General features: G+C 47.9%; 18 protein-coding genes and 1 riboswitch. Of the genes, 7 read left to right on the top strand and 11 right to left on the bottom strand.

Translation table 11 applies throughout. The features are described 5' to 3' along the window. Positions 1 to 191 precede the first annotated feature (191 nt). Complete coding sequence (locus J6U00_RS04385) at positions 192 to 905, top strand: hypothetical protein (RefSeq protein WP_296579418.1); 714 nt, start codon at positions 192 to 194, stop codon at positions 903 to 905. Positions 906 to 1,043: 138 nt separating this feature from the next. Here J6U00_RS04385 and J6U00_RS04380 read toward each other — a convergent pair whose 3' ends face one another. Both J6U00_RS04380 and J6U00_RS04375 read right to left on the bottom strand, forming a co-directional pair. After that, on the bottom strand, positions 1,044 to 2,324 hold the full coding sequence (locus tag J6U00_RS04380; protein ID WP_296579414.1) for a folylpolyglutamate synthase/dihydrofolate synthase family protein: 1,281 nt from the start codon (positions 2,322 to 2,324) through the stop codon (positions 1,044 to 1,046). Beyond that, on the bottom strand, positions 2,321 to 2,893 hold the full coding sequence (locus J6U00_RS04375; RefSeq protein WP_296579412.1) for a folate family ECF transporter S component: 573 nt from the start codon (positions 2,891 to 2,893) through the stop codon (positions 2,321 to 2,323). The genes J6U00_RS04380 and J6U00_RS04375 overlap by 4 nt, the downstream gene beginning before the upstream one ends. Positions 2,894 to 2,961: 68 nt before the next feature. Beyond that, positions 2,962 to 3,076: riboswitch (THF riboswitch) on the bottom strand. A gap of 253 nt (positions 3,077 to 3,329) precedes the next feature. Here J6U00_RS04375 and hrcA point away from each other — a divergent pair. The 6 genes from hrcA to J6U00_RS04345 all read left to right on the top strand — a co-directional run bounded on the left by hrcA (position 3,330) and on the right by J6U00_RS04345 (position 8,838). Continuing rightward, a complete protein-coding gene (hrcA, locus tag J6U00_RS04370; RefSeq protein WP_296579410.1) occupies positions 3,330 to 4,373 on the top strand; it encodes a heat-inducible transcriptional repressor HrcA in 1,044 nt (347 codons plus the stop codon). Positions 4,374 to 4,389: 16 nt separating this feature from the next. Next, a complete protein-coding gene (grpE, locus tag J6U00_RS04365; protein WP_296579407.1) occupies positions 4,390 to 4,953 on the top strand; it encodes a nucleotide exchange factor GrpE in 564 nt (187 codons plus the stop codon). A 114-nt stretch (positions 4,954 to 5,067) separates the two neighbouring features. Beyond that, the gene (gene dnaK, locus J6U00_RS04360) at positions 5,068 to 6,927 is read left to right on the top strand and encodes a molecular chaperone DnaK (protein ID WP_296579404.1); all 1,860 of its coding nucleotides are present in this window, start codon (positions 5,068 to 5,070) and stop codon (positions 6,925 to 6,927) included. Between the two features lie 3 nt (positions 6,928 to 6,930). Next, positions 6,931 to 7,083 (top strand): hypothetical protein, encoded by a 153-nt coding sequence (locus tag J6U00_RS04355; protein WP_296579401.1) that lies wholly within the window; start codon positions 6,931 to 6,933, stop codon positions 7,081 to 7,083. 153 nt (positions 7,084 to 7,236) lie between these two features. Beyond that, positions 7,237 to 8,382, top strand: coding sequence for a molecular chaperone DnaJ (gene dnaJ, locus J6U00_RS04350; protein WP_296579397.1), 1,146 nt, complete (start codon positions 7,237 to 7,239; stop codon positions 8,380 to 8,382). 66 nt (positions 8,383 to 8,448) lie between these two features. Next, complete coding sequence (locus J6U00_RS04345; protein ID WP_296579394.1) at positions 8,449 to 8,838, top strand: DUF6483 family protein; 390 nt, start codon at positions 8,449 to 8,451, stop codon at positions 8,836 to 8,838. 37 nt (positions 8,839 to 8,875) lie between these two features. Here the strand turns inward: J6U00_RS04345 and J6U00_RS04340 are convergent, their stop codons facing one another. The 9 genes from J6U00_RS04340 to J6U00_RS04300 form a co-directional block, all read right to left on the bottom strand. After that, on the bottom strand, positions 8,876 to 10,018 hold the full coding sequence (locus J6U00_RS04340) for a DUF805 domain-containing protein (protein WP_296579391.1): 1,143 nt from the start codon (positions 10,016 to 10,018) through the stop codon (positions 8,876 to 8,878). A 123-nt stretch (positions 10,019 to 10,141) separates the two neighbouring features. Then, positions 10,142 to 10,375 (bottom strand): KH domain-containing protein, encoded by a 234-nt coding sequence (locus tag J6U00_RS04335; protein ID WP_295075757.1) that lies wholly within the window; start codon positions 10,373 to 10,375, stop codon positions 10,142 to 10,144. 73 nt (positions 10,376 to 10,448) lie between these two features. Then, positions 10,449 to 10,691 (bottom strand): 30S ribosomal protein S16, encoded by a 243-nt coding sequence (rpsP, locus tag J6U00_RS04330; protein WP_296579388.1) that lies wholly within the window; start codon positions 10,689 to 10,691, stop codon positions 10,449 to 10,451. 63 nt (positions 10,692 to 10,754) lie between these two features. Then, entirely contained in the window at positions 10,755 to 12,137 is a 1,383-nt protein-coding gene (ffh, locus tag J6U00_RS04325) for a signal recognition particle protein (protein ID WP_296579386.1), read from the bottom strand. A gap of 35 nt (positions 12,138 to 12,172) precedes the next feature. Beyond that, the gene (gene ylxM / locus J6U00_RS04320) at positions 12,173 to 12,508 is read right to left on the bottom strand and encodes a YlxM family DNA-binding protein (RefSeq protein WP_296579384.1); all 336 of its coding nucleotides are present in this window, start codon (positions 12,506 to 12,508) and stop codon (positions 12,173 to 12,175) included. Positions 12,509 to 12,631: 123 nt separating this feature from the next. Then, positions 12,632 to 13,267 (bottom strand): hypothetical protein, encoded by a 636-nt coding sequence (locus J6U00_RS04315; RefSeq protein WP_296579380.1) that lies wholly within the window; start codon positions 13,265 to 13,267, stop codon positions 12,632 to 12,634. Positions 13,268 to 13,283: 16 nt separating this feature from the next. Further along, complete coding sequence (locus J6U00_RS04310) at positions 13,284 to 14,144, bottom strand: phosphatidylserine decarboxylase (RefSeq protein ID WP_296579375.1); 861 nt, start codon at positions 14,142 to 14,144, stop codon at positions 13,284 to 13,286. Positions 14,145 to 14,178: 34 nt separating this feature from the next. After that, the gene (locus J6U00_RS04305) at positions 14,179 to 15,408 is read right to left on the bottom strand and encodes a 2-hydroxyacyl-CoA dehydratase (RefSeq protein WP_296579372.1); all 1,230 of its coding nucleotides are present in this window, start codon (positions 15,406 to 15,408) and stop codon (positions 14,179 to 14,181) included. A gap of 38 nt (positions 15,409 to 15,446) precedes the next feature. Beyond that, positions 15,447 to 16,515 (bottom strand): acyl-CoA dehydratase activase-related protein (locus J6U00_RS04300; RefSeq protein ID WP_296579368.1); only part of this gene is annotated, 1,069 nt, incomplete at its 5' end.

The raw sequence follows: 16,515 nt of genomic DNA, 5'->3' as shown, positions 1-16,515 counted from the left end.
ATATAAATTACATATATCTCAAAGCCGCGCAGCACCGCGGAAAAACAGCGTTCCGGTCTGCACTAATTACACTAAAAAGCGGTAAAGCTCCCATAAAGTTTGTGAAATTTTTATCTTGAATTATGCGCGAAAAATGTGTATCATAATATGTACAGGCATATAAATAGAAACTGTAACAAGAAAGGATAAATATGAACAAAAGGAAGATAATATATCTCGCAGCAGCAGCCGTACTGTGCATTTCAGCGGCTTCCTGCGGCGATAAGACGTCTTCGTCCGGCTCTTCCCCGGCTGAAACAGCAGTCACAACAAGCGTTACCACAGCTGCGGTCACGGAGACCACTGCGGCAGCCTCAACGACTACTACAGCCGCTGCGACTGAGGTCACAACTGCGGAGGAGGTCTCCGACGAGCACCTTGCCGATGCTGTAAGGCTGTTTGAAGCCATAAGCACAGCGGATATGATGCAGGCAGGCACAGGAGTTGAGATCGACGAGGAGGTCGTAAAGCAGGTAAATATCAAAATAAACGGCAGCGATTTCCCGTCAGACTATTTTCTTGTAACTGACAGCCGCTTCAAGAGTCTCGAACAGGTAAAGCAGTTCATCGCCGACCATTTCTGCGGCGAGCTCCTTGAAAAGTACAAGGGTCTATACGAGGGCGACAATGCCTCCTTCAAGGAGGTAAGCGGAAGCCTTTACCTTATAAGCTCCGGCAGGAACGGCGGCTTTGAGTATACCGGTCAGCCGGAAATGACTGAATCCGCCGAGGATCACTTCACAGCGAAGGTCCCTGTTAATAATATGGGAATAGTTGAGAGCATGGTGGTAAAGTCCGTCAGCGAGGACGGAAAGTGGAAGGCGAGCACCTTCACCATAGGCAAGCACAAAGCCAACGAAAGATAAAAAAGGACGGTCTTGTACCGCCCTTTTTTGTGCATATATACAAAGTCGAAAATAATTTTTTCAATATTCAATGGTTTTACGTTGAATTTCAGTCCATTCCAGCCCCTTTACAGAGAGGGCTTTCATTGCTCGGAACTGTCATGAGTTCATGACAGCTTCAAGCTCCTCCGAGAACTGCTTGTACATATAGAGAGTACCAAGGGCAATAAGAGGAAGTTTCTTTTCCGCCGCACAGGAAAACGCAACCCTTACTCCCTCGGAATAGACCTTGTAAGGCACTGCCCTGATGCCCTTTTCCCGGAAGGTCTCCGCAAGGACTGTACTGTCCAGAGAACGGGAATTATCGGGCTTTACGGTAAATACCGTATCTACAAGCCCTTCGAGCATATCCGCATAGAGCCCGTACTCCTTGTCAGCCATGACACCAATGAGCAGTATCACTCTTTTATCGAAATACCGGCGTATACTGTCCGCCGCGCAGCGTATGCCGTCGGGATTGTGAGCGCCGTCGTAAATGATAAGGGGCTCTCGGTGCATCACCTCGAAGCGCCCGTGCCATTTCACGTTTTCAAGTCCCTCCCGGACCGCGCTTGCAGGTATATCCCAGCCCTCGCGCTTCAGTATCTCAACGCAGCTCAGCACGTTCACCGCATTCTCGCACTGATAGGTGCCAAGGAGCGGTATATGGAGCTTTTCGCCCTTATAAGCGATATCTGTACCGTTTACGGTACAGCTCTCGTCAGACCACGAGAACTGCGAATAGTCAGGCAGGAACAGCTCCGCCCCCATTTTCTCCGCAGTATCCATTACTATCTCGTAGGCTTCCTCGCTGTCGCCGCCGAAATACACGGGTCTGCCGGGCTTTATGATACCGCTTTTGTGGGAGGCTATCTCCGCAATTGTATCTCCGAGGAAAGCGGCATGATCCTTCTGAACATTGGTTATCACCGATAATACAGGAGCTTTTATCACGTTTGTGGAATCGAGGTCGCCACCCATTCCGCACTCTACCAGCGCTATATCGCATTTTTTCCGTATAAAGAGCTCAAAGGCAGCCGCCGTCAGCACCTCGAACTCCGTGGGCTTTTCCGCCATACTCTCGCAGACTGGCGCTATATCGCCGATAAGCTCCGCGAACTCCTCACCGGATATCTCCTCGCCGCCTATACGGAAGCTGTCCGTAACTCCGGTCAGTGCAGGGGAAGAAAATCCCCCGACCCTGTAGCCGGCGCTTTTCAGCACAGAGGTCAGCATAGCCCCGAAGGAGCCCTTTCCGTTGGTGCCTGCGATATGTACCGTCCTGACCTTATCCTGCGGGTCTCCCAAGAGCCTGAGAAGCTTGGTGATACGGGAAAGTCCGAGGACGCTGCCCCTTTCGGCAGCCTTTTTCAGATAATCCAGCGCCTCCGTGAAGTTCATTTTCTTCTCACCTTTTCAAGCTCTGCGGAAAATGCCTTGTTTTTGAGCATAAGGTAAATAACGGCAGTTTCCAGAGCCGCTGTTATAAGGTATATCGGCACGCGAAGTATAAGAGTCTCAAAGGGAGTATGATAGTAGGCGTAAAGTCCGAAGGATGTGATGAGCATTGAGCCTACAGCGTGAGCTGCAACAGTCGAAATGGCTATTCTCGGCAGAAGACGGTTCTTCATGGGACGGAGTGCATAGTGGAACACCAGACCTGAGAAAAGTCCGATACAGGTCATGCCTATGGTGATAATAGGATTTATGGCATAGCCCTTTATTAGACAGCCTATGATGTCCGCAACAAGTCCCACAGCAGCTCCCACAACAGGTCCGAAGAAGATACCTGCCATCTGTATAGGCATTCCGCCGAAGCCGATACGGATACTGTTTCCGATGTTGATAGAACCTAATTTGCCCAACACGATGCTCATTGCCGCAAGAAGCGCCGCAACGATGAGCACCTTTGTGCTGCCGAAAAGTCTGATATTCTGCTTTACCGCAGCTTCTCTGTTGTTTGTAGTCATAAAAAAATCCTCCTTTTCCTCACTCATACGACAAGAAAAGAAGGCATAGTCTCTTTTTAGTTGTCCTATGAAGCGGGATGCAAAATACGAACCGTAAGCCAAAGCTTTTCGTTTGACCGACAACTCCCCGTCCGGTCAACACTGGAATACCCGTAGGTATAACGAACGCATTTTTACTCTTCAAACATTTTGATGCAGTACCTTACTGCACCTTTATTATACAGTGAAAAACCGCCTTTGTCAATAGGAAGAATCACGAAAAACCGCTTTGTTATACTCTTTGTCAATTTGCTCTAAATACACATAAACAGGTGGTAAAAATAGGTTAAAAAGCCGAAAATGTATAAACCCCTTGACAAAACATCACAATAGTGATAAATTATAATTAGCACTCGAAGAGATAGAGTGCTAACGAGACTGAAAGGTCGTGAGTGCATTGGACGACAGAAAGCTGAAAATACTTGCTGCCGTGGTTGACGAATACGTCCGGACAGGTGAGCCTGTTGGGTCAAAATCAATCTCACAGCTTGAAAATATAAACGTTTCTTCTGCTACTATCCGAAACGATATGGCAGTGCTGGAGCAGCTCGGCTATCTCGAACAGCCTCACACTTCAGCAGGAAGGGTACCAACTTTCAAGGGCTATCGCCTTTACATCGATGAGCTCATGACTCCCCACGATCTGCCAGAGGAGGAAAAGCTGAGACTCGATGAAATGCTGGGCGGCAAGGACACTCCGGAGGAGCTCCTTGTGCAGAACGCCGCTACCGCTCTCACTGAGATAACTCAGTGCGCCGCAGTAGTTACCAACGCAGTACCGCGTTTCTCAGTAATATCAAAGGTAGAGGTCATTCCCACAGGAAAGCGACTTTATGTTATCCTTCTGATAACCTCAAACGGAAGCATAAAAAACAAGGCTTGCAGACTGGAATTCGACCTGAGCCACGAACAGCTCGATTTCTTTACACATTATATAGAAGAAAACCTCAGCGGTGTATCAGTCGATGACCTCTCGGAGGAAATGTTCGACAAAATGGTTGCCGCGGTAAGTGCCTATATGGTATCGCTCTCCCCCCTTGTAAAGGGTATATGCGAGCTTTCTGAGGATCTTCGCCAGCAGGAGATGACAGTCAGTGGAAGTGAAAAGCTTCTCTCCTGTGATGAGCTGGACAAAATGGAGGTCGTAAAATTCATTGAGCACAAGGACGGACTTTCCGAGATGCTTGAAAACGCTTTCAGCGGCATTCAGGTTAAGTTCGGCTCGGAGAACGACAGCTTCGCAATAGGCAATTCAAGCCTTATAGTATCAAAATACCGCAAGGGCGGCAAGGAAGCCGGTTCGCTGGGAATAATAGGTCCCATGCGTGTGGACTACAAAAAGATAATTCCTTACGTCGAGTACTTGACGCAGAAGATATCTGCTCTCATGGACAGCGACGATGACATAACAAACGCTCCGTCAGATATACAGGAGCCGTAGAAAGGAGCAATGACCGATGGAGAAAAACGAGAATATCTCAGAGCCTCTCGATGAGCTCGACGAGGATATCACCGAGGATGCAGAGGAAGGTACCGACGACCTCGATGAAGCAGACGCTGCTAGTGAATACAATGATTCAGCTGCTCAGTTTGCCGACCTCGAAGACGCCCTCGCAGAGGAAAAGGATAAATACCTGAGGTTGTTCGCGGAGTACGACAACTATCGCAAAAGGACCGCAAAGGAGAAAACTGAGACTTATCAGAACGCTTCCGTTCAGTGTGTAGAGAAGCTTCTCCCCGTGCTAGACAGCTTCGAGAGGTCACTTGAAGCAGAATGTTCCGACGAGAACTTCAAAAACGGCATGAACATGATCTACAATCAGTTCAAAAGCTTCCTGACGCAGATGAACGTCAGCGAGATAGAAGCTCTCGGCACTGAATTCGACCCGAACCTGCACAATGCGATACAGCAGCAGGACGGAACGGACTACGCAAGCAATTACGTGTGCGCAGTGTTCCAGAAAGGCTATATGCTTGGGGATAAACTGATAAGACCTGCTATGGTAGCAGTGGCTGTTTAGCCGTTAGCCATTAACTTTGGCAGGACTTCATATCAATCAAAACAATTAAATCCGTCCGCAATGCGGACTCCATTGGCTAAAAGCTGATGGCTTATAGATCAGGAGGAATATATTATGGGAAAAATCATTGGTATCGATCTTGGTACAACTAACTCTTGCGTAGCTGTTATGGAGGGCGGTAATGCCGTAGTTATCCCCAACAGCGAGGGTGCAAGAACAACTCCTTCCGTCGTTGCCTTCACAAACAACGGCGAGCGTCTCGTTGGTCAGGTGGCTAAGAGACAGGCTATCACAAACCATGACAGAACTGTTTCTTCTATCAAGAGACACATGGGTTCTGATTATAAAGTAAGCATCGATGGCAAGAACTATACTCCTCAGGAGATATCAGCTATGATACTCCAGAAGCTAAAGGCTGACGCAGAGGCATACCTCGGCGAGCCTGTAACAGAGGCTGTAATCACAGTTCCTGCTTACTTCACAGACTCACAGAGACAGGCAACCAAGGACGCAGGTCAGATTGCAGGTCTTACTGTTAAGCGTATTATCAACGAGCCTACAGCAGCAGCTCTCTCATACGGTATTGACAAGGAAGAAGAGCAGACCGTAATGGTATACGACCTCGGTGGCGGTACCTTCGATGTTTCAATCATCGAAATGGGTGAGGATGTTCAGCAGGTTCTTGCTACAGCAGGTAACAACCGTCTCGGCGGCGACGACTTCGACCAGCGTATCATCAATTGGATAGTTGATGAGTTCAAGAAAACTGAGGGCATCGACCTTTCACAGGACAAAATGGCTGCTCAGAGACTTAAGGACGCAGCTGAAAAGTCAAAGATCGAGCTTTCTTCTACTACAACATCAAATATCAATATCCCCTTCATTACTGTTGACGCAAGCGGCACACCTAAACATCTCGACCTCACACTTACACAGGCTAAGTTCAACGAGCTCACAGCTGACCTCGTAGAATCCACAATGGGACCTGTAAGACAGGCTCTCAGTGACAGCGGTCTGAGCATATCTGAGATCAACAAGGTGCTTATGGTCGGCGGTTCTTCAAGAATCCCTGCTGTACAGGAAGCAGTAAAGAAGCTCATTGGCAAAGAGCCCTTCAAGGGCATCAATCCTGACGAGTGTGTAGCTCTCGGTGCTGCATATCAGGGCGGTGTTCTCGGCGGCGATGTCAAGAACGGTCTTCTCCTTCTCGATGTTACTCCTCTCTCACTCGGTATCGAGACAGCAGGAGGAGTATGCACAAGAATGATTGAAAGAAATACGACTATCCCTACAAAGAAGTCACAGGTATTCTCAACTTATGCTGACAACCAGCCTGCTGTTGATATCAACGTACTTCAGGGTGAGCGTGAATTTGCAAGAGACAACAAGCAGCTTGGTACCTTCCGTCTTGACGGTATCGCTCCCGCTCCGAGAGGAATCCCTCAGATTGAGGTTACCTTCGATATCGACCAGAACGGCATCGTTCACGTATCCGCTAAGGACCTCGGCACAGGTAAGGAGCAGAACATCTCTATCACAGCTTCTACAAATATGTCCAAGGATGACATCGACAAGGCTGTAAAGGAAGCTGAGCAGTACGCTGCTGAGGACAAGAAGCGCCGTGAAGCTGTTGACAACAAGAACGAGGCTGAAAACCTTGTATTCCAGTGCGAGAAGGCTCTCACAGACTTCGGTGACAAGGTATCCGCTGATGAGAAGTCCAATATCGAGGCTAAATGCACAGCTCTTAAGTCCGCTATCGCAGCTGACAACAACGATGAGATAAAGTCACTTAAGGAAGATCTCCAGAAGGCATTCTACGACCTCTCCGCTAAGATATACCAGCAGGCAGCTCCCAACGGCGGACAGGGCATAGACCCATCACAGTTTGCTAATATGGGCGGTGCGGCTGACGCAGGTGCTCAGGGCGGAAATGATGACGGAGTAGTTGACGCAGACTTCACAGAGGTTTGATCTATGAATAAAAAATTGAAGACTGTTTTGATAATTGCCGCACTTATCGCATTGGCTTATCTTGGCTTTAAGGGCTTCTATAAACTTGCGAACGACGAGTTTTCGGGCTACGACGGCGGCAGAGGCAAATTTGAGGATTCAATTGAGAACAGTTGATAAGGCTTTTAGGGCGGGGAATTACTTCGCCCTAAAGGTGTATTTACAGACACGCAAATTAGTAAGTAGAAAGTAGTAAGTAGAAAGTAGTTTCAGCTTCTTCATACTACTCTCTACTCTCTACTTCACTACTCACTAATAAGGAGAATAGATATGGCTGAAAAAAGAGATTATTATGAAGTCCTCGGTATACAGAAGGGTGCTTCCGAGGATGAGATAAAAAAGGCCTTCCGTAAAAAGGCAAGAGAGAACCACCCCGACCTTCACCCCGACGATCCTTCCTATGTTGAAAAGTTTCAGGAGATAAACGAGGCTAATGAGGTGCTCTCAGACCCGGAAAAGCGTGCCCGTTACGACCAGTACGGTCATGCCGGAGTTGACCCGAGCTACGGCGGCGCTGACGGCATGGGCGGCTTCGGCGGCTTTGCCGATATGGACGATATCCTCGGCAGTATCTTCGGCGGCTTCGGCTTCGGCGGCGGCTCAAAGCGGTCAAACGTAAACGCTCCGAGAAGAGGCGCGGATATTCAGGAGACTGTTTCTATCAGCTTTATGGACGCCTGCAATGGCAAAAAACAGGATCTCAAAATAAACCGCATGTGTGTATGCGAATCCTGTAAGGGCTCTGGCGCAGAGGCAGGCTCAACTCCAGATATTTGTCCGGACTGTCAAGGAAGAGGTACTATCAAGGCTACTCAGCGCACTCCCTTCGGCGCTATTTCCTCAACAAAGCCATGTCCACACTGCGGAGGCAAGGGCAAGATAATCAAGAACCCGTGCAGCAAGTGCCGCGGCGTAGGACGTATAAGAGTGCAAAAGACCGTATCCGTGGATATTCCGGCCGGTATTGATGACGGACAGACACTGCGTATCGGCGGTCAGGGCGACTGCGGCGTTAACGGCGGTCCCAGTGGCGATCTTCTCGTTGGCATCAACGTAAAGTCCCACCCCATATTCAGACGTGAGGGCTACGACATACACTGCGATATCCCTGTTACTTATATGGAAGCTGTTCTCGGCGCGGAGATAACAGTTCCCACTATCGACGGAGACGTAAAATACACAATCGGCGAGGGCACTCAGACAGGCACTATTTTCCGCCTCAAGGGCAAGGGTGTTACACGTCTTCACCGCACTGACCGCGGAAACCAGTACGTAAAGATATACGTAGAAGTACCAAAGAATCTCACAAAGAAGCAGAAGGATCTCCTGAAAGAGTTCGAGGCTTCACTCAACGAAAAAAACTACGCAAAGCGCCAGAGTTTCTTTGAGAAGCTCCGCTCAAAGCTTGATTTTTGACAACCAATACAGACCTGTCGTGCCATAAGCGGCAGGTCCGCTTTTTATACCGAAAGGAGGCTGTTTATGTTTGAACAGGATTATATCATGCGGCAGATAAAAGAGATGACCGCTGTTATCGCAAAGGTGGTCTTTGGTGCAAAGGTCGAGAGATCCTTTGAAATGCTTCAGGAAGTCGAAAGACAGAAGGCGTTCGCCCTTATAGAGCAAATGCGCAGCGGCGAGCCGAAAGGTGCTGTTGAGGAGCTTGACCGGCTCTCTGATAACAACACCAAGGAAAACCTGATGATAGGTCTTGAATTCTATGCCCAGCTCAGCGATATGGACGATGATTTCTTTGATGATAACGGCTACAGCCTTATAATGGCTAAAAAGGACTTTGAGCACTTTGCGGAAAAGTTCGGCTTAGAGCATATAACAGAGCTCTACTTCGGCAGCAGTGACGAGGATAAATAATTCAAAAAAGGCTTCCATTTCGGAAGCCTTTTTGAATTTAATTTCTGAATTTTGGAGCTGCGGGCAATCCCCACTGATTAGGTCCGTCGCTCGGTCTGCAAAGGAAAATAAGCATAATGATCGAAATGACCAACAAAGCTATTAAACCTATACCAAGGATTCCGATCATTCCTTGGTATGATCCGTTGATTCCGGCAATGATCACAAAAACGAGCATTAAAGCTAAGATAATATACTGAATTCCTGCCCACCAGCCTGTTTTGCCTGCGTCATGAAGTCTTCTTACTGATACTGCTAAGCTGGGTACGAAAATAGCAACACCAACGACGATCGACAGGGTATTTGCAAGGCTTGTTCCGCCGATATTGCCTATAAATCTTACCACCATATTGAATATGAAGGTCCACAGATAGACATACCAGTATTCGCTTCGTGTTGAGCGTCCGCTGAAATTTGTATAGTTCTTGAAGAAAAGCTTTAAAGCTCCCGTCATATCAACGTTTTTGGGGCTTTCGTCGCTCATATTGTATGAACCGGTATCATAAGGCATTCCATAGCCGCCTGAACCGTAGGAATTGTTCTGTTTATAGCCGCCTGCCTGACCGTAACCGCTAGGCTGTCCGTAGCTGTTTGACTGACCGTAGCCTGACTGTCCGTAAGCGTTGGACTGAGCATTGCTGCTGCCTGTCTGTCCGTAGCTATTTGACTGTCCATAGCCTGACTGTCCGTAAGCATTGGACTGAGCATTGCTGCTGCCTGTCTGTCCGTAGCTGTTTGTCTGACCGTAGCTTGTCTGTCCATAAGAATTGGACTGAGCACTGCTGCTGCCTGTCTGTCCGTAGCTGTTTGTCTGACCGTAGCCGGACTGTCCATAAGCATTAGTCTGAGCATTGCTGCTGCCTGTCTGTCCGTAGCTATTTGACTGACCGTAGCCGGACTGTCCATAAGTATTTGACTGGGCGTTGCTGCTGCCTGTCTGTCCGTAACTGCTTGACTGACCGTAGCCGCTTGGCTGTCCGTAAGTATTTGACTGTGTGCCTGATGACGACGATGCCGCAGTCGGTATCGCAGCCATGGAAATATCGTCCATTGCCCCTGACGATGTTTCGAGAGAAGCACCGCAATTCTCACAGTACTTGTCTCCAGGCTTGTTTTCATAATTGCAGTATTTGCATTTCATGGTTTTTCCTCCTTAATCATGATAGAATTATTCTATCAGAATTAACGTTTTTTGTCAATATATTTTTTGTAAATATAAACAAACATATATAAATAAAAAGCTCCCGGATAGGGGAGCTCCTACTTATTCGATCGTAACAGAGACCTTCTGGTCTTTCTTAGCTGCACCTGCACGCATGATCGTACGGAGAGCCTTTGCTATCCTGCCCTGTTTGCCTATAACTCGACCCATATCATCCGGAGCAACGTTAAGATGAAAAACTATAACGCCCTCCTCGTCGGGTGCGTCCTCGGTAATATTTATGGCAGTTTTATCTTCTACGAGACCTGCTGCGATGGCATAAAGTAAATCTTTCATTGTAAAAACCTCCGTAAAGCTGACGGACAGAGGCAGAGACGCTCAAGCCTCTCCTCTTCCATTTAGCTTATGATCAAAGAACTCCCTCTTTCTTGAGGATAGCCTTTACTGTGTCTGTAGGCTGAGCACCCTTTGCGATCCACTCCTTAGCCTTATCTGCGTCTATCTTAACAACAGAGGGCTCCTTTGTAGGATCATAGAAACCGATTTCCTCAACGAAACGACCGTCTCTGGGGTATCTTGCGTCAGCAACAACTACACGATAGAAAGGAGCCTTCTTAGCGCCCATTCTTCTGAGTCTGATCTTTACTGCCATTGTATTCACCTCCGTATTTGGAAATAATATATTCAAGCGGCGGGAGACCGCATTGAAAACACATCAGAAAGGCAGATTGCCGCCGCCCTTGCCTGTGAACTTGTCAAAGTTCATGCCTGCAAGGTTCTTTCTTGCCTTGCGAAGTGACATCTTGCCACCCTTGCCAGTAAACTTCTTCATTACAGACTGCATCTGCTCAAACTGCTTTAGAAGTCTGTTCACGTCCTCCACCTTTGTTCCCGAGCCATTTGCGATACGCTTTTTGCGGGAGGGATTGATGATAGAGGGCTTAGCTCTTTCAGCCTTCGTCATAGAGGTTATCATAGCCTCTACTCTTCCAAGCTGGCTCTCATCGATATCAGCGTCCTTGATTTTATCTCCAACTCCTGGGAGCATTCCGAGTATGGACTTCATTGATCCCATACGCTTTATCTGCTTCATCTGGTCGAGGAGGTCGTCCATATCGAACTTGTTCTCCTTGAACTTCTTTGTAAGCTTTTCGGCATCTTTCTGGGACATGACATTCTCAGCCTTTTCGATAAGGGTGAGCACATCGCCCATGCCAAGTATCCTCGAAGCCATTCTCTCGGGGTGGAACTGTTCGAAATCGTCGAGCTTTTCACCCATACCCACGAACTTGATAGGCTTGCCTGTAACGGAAAGTACGGACAGTGCCGCTCCGCCTCTTGTATCTGAATCGAGCTTTGACATGAGCACGCCTGTGATGCCTACGGCGTCGTCAAACGCCTTTGCAACGTTTACTGCGTCCTGACCTGTCATAGCGTCAACTACCAGCATTATCTCATCAGGCTGGGTCTCATTCTTGATGTTTACCAGCTCGTCCATGAGGGTCTCATCTATATGAAGACGACCTGCGGTATCTATGATAAGGATATCGTGACCGTAGTCCTTAGCGTAGGCAAGAGCCTTCTTTGCAATGATGACAGGATCTGTCTGACCCATTTCAAAGACCTTTACATCAGCCTTTGCACCAACTACTTGTAACTGATTTATAGCGGCAGGACGATATATATCGCAGGCTGCTAACAGGGGACGGTGCCCCTCTTTTTTGAGCAGCTTCGCAAGCTTTGCGGCATGGGTGGTCTTACCTGAACCCTGCAAACCGCACATCATAACTACCGTTGGCGGCTTTGAAGCCATATTTATACGGGCGTTGCTATTGCCCATGAGAGCTACTAGCTCATCGTTAACTATCTTTATTACCTGTTGAGCAGGAGTAAGGCTGGAAAGCACTTCTTCGCCCACAGCACGCTCCGTAACATTCTTTACGAAGTCCTTTACTACCTTATAGCTTACGTCGGCTTCAAGGAGTGCAAGTCGGACCTCGCGCATAGCCTCTTTAACATCGGACTCTGTGAGCTTTCCTCTTGATTTAAGTTTTTTGAAGACGTTGTTAAGTTTTTCGGAAAGTCCCTCGAATGCCATTGTTAAGCCTCCTGTTTATGGAATAGGCAGACAGCTCACAGGAGCTCCCTCACCTTTTTTATATCTTCTGTTATTTCTTTTTTTATGTCCTCGTCGGTGATATGCTCAGCGGAAGACTCTATCCTGCCGAAGTATACCCGCATTTTGTCGAGCCTTTCAGCGAAACCAAGCTTTTCCTCGTAGTTGAGTAGTATATCCTCTGTACGCTTTATTATACTGCGCACTGCCTGTCTTGTGATATCCAGCGGCTGACCTATCTCCGCAAGAGAAAGGTCCTCACAGTAATACATCTCCATTATGCTGCGCTGGTGCTCTGTGAGCAAGTCTCCATAGCAGTCAAGGAGCATTACAAATTTCAGTTCCTTAGCCATTTTTCGCGTACCTCATCAGGGTGTAATGCAAAATCACTTTACACATTATACTATACTTTTTTCCTTTTGTCAATAGGAAAATACGAAAAAATTTCAGAGCCGCCCTTACAGACAGCTCTGAGCTTATTCCTCTAGCTGAGAATAGGTTATGCTGAGATAATCGACAACACCATCCGGATCGAGATCCACCGTAAGGGAATGGGCTCTTTCTATGCCGTTTGCGTCAGCTCCGTTAAGAATACCGTAGTTATAGCAGTGCATGAAGGGCTCCTGCATATATTGCTCGTCATCGGGCTTGCCAAGAAGCCTTTCAACGTCCGCAGCCGTGGACACAAAAGGCACTATACCGTAGATATCGCAGTCGCTGGACTGTACGGAAATGCTGTATATCAAGCTTTCAGCCTCCGCTCCGGTATAGCAGTTCTCCAGCGAGGCAGTACCCATTTCAACACCCTTATAGTACAGCTTTGCGTAGCCGCTGCCCTCTTTCAGACCGTATTCCTTTCTGTTGTATAGGCGGTACTCCCAACCTTCACCAAGGGCTGAAAGCTTCACCGGCATGTTGAAATGCTGCCCCTTAATATTTATATTGCTTCTGACAGCTTCTACGTCGAACACTCCGTCCTCCACAGTATATGGCTCCACTGTAGGCGGCACCTCCACCGCCGGTCTGTTCACAGGGATAGGCTCCTTCTTTTCAAGACAGCCCACAGCCGTGAGCATTGCAACGCAAAGCAGCAGTATGTATAGCTTTTTCATATCATTTCTCCTGAGATTACGCTTTTATACCTATTTTTTCACCGTACTTAACGACAGTCTCTATGTTCTCCGCCGAATTCCTCAGTATATCCATGTCCGGAGCTATCCTGCCCTTTTCAAAGAGCAGCACTACTGTAGACCCGCCAAACTCGAATCTTCCCTTTTCGTCGCCCCTCTTGAAGGTGCTCTCGCCGTGAAGGTTCACTATCCTGCCCACCAGCATAGCTCCCACCTCTATCTGCACAACGTCGCCGAAATTCTCGGTATGGAGCACGGTGTACTCCCTGCTGTTGCGCTTGTAAATATTGTATCTTTCAAGAGCTATGGGATTGACCGTGTGGAGCTCTCCGGGGATAAAGGTATTCTCACTTTTCACGCCGTCGTCTATATAGCAGTAACGGTGATAGTCGTTCACCTCAAGGCGGAATATGCAGCAGTACCCACCGCAGAAGCGCTTTGCAAGGGACTCGTTGCTGAGCAGATCGGATACCCGGTAACGTGAGCCCTTTATGCAGAAAAAGCTCCGGCTGCTTATCTTGTGAACAGTCAGCTTCGAGTCACAGGGGCTTACAAGATGCTCCGGGATAGTATCTACGGGACGTTTTCCCGGCTTTATCATGCGCGTGAAGAAGTCGTTATAGGAATTTATCCCTTTCATAATATACTCAGACGTATCTATGCTGCTTTTCCTGATAAATGGCTTTATCAATGGCTTTGAAAGCGCCGAATCCATGAAGCAGCCAGCTGCCCGCGAGACAACAGGAGCGGTAAGCGCTTTCAACAAAGCCCTTCCGAATATGCTACCGTAAAGCCTTTTCAGCAGCATATTCTGTTTTTCGTTCGATACCACGACCTGACCTGTTCTTGTCTTTATCATATCAAGCTCCTTGTTTTACGGTATATATTGGATATCAAAGGCGTGCGTTGGCAAGCATGAGCTTTATACGGTTCTCCTGATTTACTCTTGTTGCTCCGGGGTCATAGTCTATAGCAACTATATTTGCATTAGGGTTGTCCTGCTTTATGGCTCTAGACATGCCCTTTGCAACTATATGGTTCGGCAGACAGCCGAAAGGCTGGGTGCAGATTATGTTCTCGACGCCGGACTTTGCAAGAGCTGCCATTTCTGCAGGTATCAGCCAGCCCTCGCCCATTACTACGCCCTGATTTATGTACTTGTCGGCAAGCTTTCTAAGGTGCTCGAAATCGTGGAGGGGCTCAAAGCTGCCCTGCTCCTTCATGACCTTGATGAGTTCCTTCTGCTTTGCGTATATAAGCTCATAGCCTATCTTATTGAATATAGACTGCTTTGTGGTATGGTCATATATCTTCGCGTCGTTGAATGTTCCTGCAGCGCAGTACATCACGAACTCCAACAAGGACGGCACTACTGGCTCACAACCCTCTGAAATGAGGAAATCCTCAAGATGATTGTTTGCAAGGGGAGAATATTTTACGTATATCTCTCCCACTATGCCGACCCTAATTTTCTTTTCGCTGCTGAGAGGAATAGATGCGAAATCGTCCAGTATATCCCTGTATATCTTCTTGGTTTTCAGAAACATCCTGCTGCCCTTAAGGAAGATATTGCACAGTCTCCTGTGCCATTTGTCCAGCATTTTCTTAGAATCGCCCTTGTTTATCTCGTAGGCTCTGCACTTGTTATAGCATGTCATGAGAAGGTCGCCGTATAACACGGCGTACAGCATTTTCAGGAACATGGATGCTGTTATCCTGAAAGCACTGTCCTTTTCAAGTCCACTGAAATTGAGAGACACCACGGGTATCTGGGGATAGTTCTTTGCCACAGCCTTTCTCAGCAGGTGGATATAGTTCGAGGCACGGCAGCCGCCGCCTGTCTGTGTTATGAGCAGTGCTGTCCTGTCAGGGTCATATTTCCCACTTTTCAGCGCGTCCATGAACTGGCCTATTACCAGCAGTGCAGGATAGCAGGCGTCGTTGTGTACGTTTTTAAGACCTTCGTCAACTACGGCTCGTGAATCGTTCCGTAGCAACTCCAGCTTATAGCCCTTGGCTTCAAATATGGATATGAGCATTTTGAAGTGTATAGGCAGCATATCTGGAACGAGGATAGTATGGGTCTTTATCATATCCTCGGTAAACTTTGCATATTCGGGCATAGTGACCTCCGTATAATAAATGCTTGGAGCCTGCGGTATCACACAGGCTGCACCTCGCGCTTCATGGCAGGCTTTTTCTCTGTCTGCTCCATAGCTGCAACAAGGCTCCTGAGTCTTATCCTTGCTGCGCCGAGGTTGTTTATCTCGTCTATTTTGAGCTGTGTATAGAGCTTTCCGCGACTTTCCAGTATACTTCTCACCTCGTCTCCGGTGACGGCATCTATTCCGCAACCGAAGGATACCAGCTGTATGAGCTGCATATCAGGCTGAGTAGTCACGTACTTCGCTGCACGGTAAAGGCGTGAATGATAGGTCCACTGATTGAGCACTCCCAACTTCGGGGTTTCCGCAAGACCTGCGATGCTGTCCTCAGTGATAACAGCCATGCCGAGGCTTGACACAAGCTTGTGTATGCCGTGGTTTATTTCCTTGTCGATGTGATATGGCCTGCCGGCAATGACTATTATCTTCCTCCCCTCTGCTCTTGCCTGATTTATTATCTCCATTGCTTTACGAGTCACGGTATTGTGATAGGTCTCAAGGGCTTCATAAGCCCTGTCTACAGCCTCTGGGAGCCTGCCCTTTATATTGTACCTGCCCAAAGCCTGTCCCAGTACCTTTATGACGTTCTTTCTGATATTGAGGTCAAGATATGGGTGTATAAAGTTTTCACTGCTGAGGCGGGGATTATTGGCTTTGAGAAGCTCAGGATAATAGGCGACCACAGGGCAGTTGAAGTGATTGTCGCTGCCACCCTCGTCAAGGTTGTAGCTCATGCATGGGTAGAATATGAAATCCACTCTCTTGTCGAGTAGATCCTCTATATGTCCATGAGCAAGCTTTGCAGGGTAGCATACCGTATCTGAGGGTATGGTATGCTGTCCAAGATAGTACATATCTCTTGAACTCTCATCGGAAATGACCGTCCTGAAACCAAGAGAGGTGAAGAGAGTATGCCAGAAGGGAAGCTGCTCGTAGAATCCCAGTGCAAGGGGAAGTCCCACTGTTGCTCGGAAGCGTTTTGGCTGATGGGTCTTCACGGTATTGAGTATACTGTCATACTTGAATTCATAGAGATTGGGAACAGTATTTTTATTGGCTGCTCCG

It is taken from the genome of Ruminococcus sp., from assembly GCF_017650195.1.
In the GTDB taxonomy this organism is placed as follows: Bacteria; Bacillota; Clostridia; order Oscillospirales; family Ruminococcaceae; genus Ruminococcus.
This window is presented reverse-complemented; position numbering and strand designations above follow the sequence as displayed.

What these genes read in the sequence shown, in the direction of transcription:
- ylxM (WP_296579384.1), bottom strand. Translation starts at nt 12,508, where the DNA reads ATGGCTAAGGAACTGAAATTTGTAATGCTCCTTGACTGCTATGGAGAC.
- J6U00_RS04375 (WP_296579412.1), bottom strand. Translation starts at nt 2,893, where the DNA reads ATGACTACAAACAACAGAGAAGCTGCGGTAAAGCAGAATATCAGACTT.
- J6U00_RS04310 (WP_296579375.1), bottom strand. Translation starts at nt 14,144, where the DNA reads ATGATAAAGACAAGAACAGGTCAGGTCGTGGTATCGAACGAAAAACAG.
- J6U00_RS04335 (WP_295075757.1), bottom strand. Translation starts at nt 10,375, where the DNA reads ATGAAAGATTTACTTTATGCCATCGCAGCAGGTCTCGTAGAAGATAAA.
- dnaJ (WP_296579397.1), top strand. Translation starts at nt 7,237, where the DNA reads ATGGCTGAAAAAAGAGATTATTATGAAGTCCTCGGTATACAGAAGGGT.
- J6U00_RS04355 (WP_296579401.1), top strand. Translation starts at nt 6,931, where the DNA reads ATGAATAAAAAATTGAAGACTGTTTTGATAATTGCCGCACTTATCGCA.
- J6U00_RS04385 (WP_296579418.1), top strand. Translation starts at nt 192, where the DNA reads ATGAACAAAAGGAAGATAATATATCTCGCAGCAGCAGCCGTACTGTGC.
- dnaK (WP_296579404.1), top strand. Translation starts at nt 5,068, where the DNA reads ATGGGAAAAATCATTGGTATCGATCTTGGTACAACTAACTCTTGCGTA.
- J6U00_RS04315 (WP_296579380.1), bottom strand. Translation starts at nt 13,267, where the DNA reads ATGAAAAAGCTATACATACTGCTGCTTTGCGTTGCAATGCTCACGGCT.
- ffh (WP_296579386.1), bottom strand. Translation starts at nt 12,137, where the DNA reads ATGGCATTCGAGGGACTTTCCGAAAAACTTAACAACGTCTTCAAAAAA.
- rpsP (WP_296579388.1), bottom strand. Translation starts at nt 10,691, where the DNA reads ATGGCAGTAAAGATCAGACTCAGAAGAATGGGCGCTAAGAAGGCTCCT.
- J6U00_RS04305 (WP_296579372.1), bottom strand. Translation starts at nt 15,408, where the DNA reads ATGCCCGAATATGCAAAGTTTACCGAGGATATGATAAAGACCCATACT.
- J6U00_RS04340 (WP_296579391.1), bottom strand. Translation starts at nt 10,018, where the DNA reads ATGAAATGCAAATACTGCAATTATGAAAACAAGCCTGGAGACAAGTAC.
- grpE (WP_296579407.1), top strand. Translation starts at nt 4,390, where the DNA reads ATGGAGAAAAACGAGAATATCTCAGAGCCTCTCGATGAGCTCGACGAG.
- J6U00_RS04345 (WP_296579394.1), top strand. Translation starts at nt 8,449, where the DNA reads ATGTTTGAACAGGATTATATCATGCGGCAGATAAAAGAGATGACCGCT.
- J6U00_RS04380 (WP_296579414.1), bottom strand. Translation starts at nt 2,324, where the DNA reads ATGAACTTCACGGAGGCGCTGGATTATCTGAAAAAGGCTGCCGAAAGG.